Origin of the sequence: Vibrio sp. Vb0598 (assembly GCF_033338935.1) — a bacterium.
Lineage (GTDB): Bacteria > Pseudomonadota > Gammaproteobacteria > Enterobacterales > Vibrionaceae > Vibrio > Vibrio alginolyticus.
Map to the genome: position 1 here is coordinate 1 of NZ_JAWOTP010000166.1, position 1256 is coordinate 1256.

1 protein-coding gene is annotated in these 1256 nt (G+C 46.1%); it reads right to left on the minus strand.

What is annotated here, in order from left to right; all coding sequences use genetic code 11:
- Window positions 1-1256: pitrilysin family protein (locus R7Q38_RS23775; RefSeq protein ID WP_318114519.1), on the minus strand; the 1256-nt coding region annotated here is incomplete at both ends.

Genomic DNA, 1256 nt, shown 5'->3' on the forward strand with positions numbered 1-1256 from the left:
GAGGACGAAGTGATTTAGCATCACCAACGACAATGATTTGATAGTCATTCGAATCAAACCATTTTTGAGCTAATGCATTCAAAGTTTGCTTATCCACTTTCTCAACGATAGCGTTTCTTTGCTGCAAGTAATCATGATCGAGGTTGTACTTGAGAATATCACTAATGAGTTCCGCTTTTTGTGTCGGCGTTTCATACTTCAGTGCATCTTTTTGACCGACCGCTTGGCGCATAAATTTCATTTCTTCATCAGTCATTCCAGATTGAGCGTATTCATTCAGCTCATTTTCCATCTCGATAATCGATGCGACCGTCGAATCGGCACGAACTTGCGCGGTAAATACAACCGAACCGGTTTCAGGATTCCCCGAGAAGTAACCGTAAGCACCGTAGGTGTAGCCTTTGTCTTCACGCAGGTTTTGGTTGATGCGACTGTTAAAGTTACCCGCTAGGTTAAAGTTCGCGAGCTGGCTTAGATAAAAGTCACCCGTGGCATCATAAGGCATGCCTTGACGAACCATCATAACCACACTTTGTGGTGCACCTGGTTTATCGACAAGATGAATTTTCTGCTCACCTAATGCTGGTATTGTTTGAGGAGCATAAAGTGGTGCCGCTTCATCTTTCCATTCAGCCCAAAACGCAAGCTTCTGCTCAATGTCTTGTTTAGCAATGTCACCCACCACCACGACTTGTGCACTCTGCGGTGTGTAGTGCTTAGCGTAGAACTCACGCACATCATCAAGCGTTAGCGCACTGACACCAGCTTGCGTGCCGTCTTTTGGGCGTGCAAAAACAGAATCGCCATACAGCACTTGTCGACTTGCTTGAGATGCCATCCAACTTGGATTTTGATGTTCGTACACAAGCCCTTCGAGTGCCTGCATTTTCACACGATCAAAATCTTCTTGTTTGAACGCTGGCGATAGCAGCATCTCTTCAACGATTTTCAGTGTTGGCTCTAAATTCTTTTCTAAAGAAGAAACGCTGATGTTCGTCGTGTAGCCTGTTGCATCGACAGAGATCATGCTGCCGAGTTTATCGAGCTCAGCTTGAATTTGTTCCACGCTACGTTTGGTCGTTCCTTCTTGCAACATAGCAGCCGTCAGTTGCGCTAGGCCTTCTTTGCCTTTTTCCACAAAACGCGTGCCCGCAGGCAAGCTGAATTGCATCATGACTGTCGGAGTTTCGTTGCTCACGGTGCCGAGTAGTTCAGAGCCGTTGTCAAAGTGCACATTGTACAGTTCTGGCATTGTT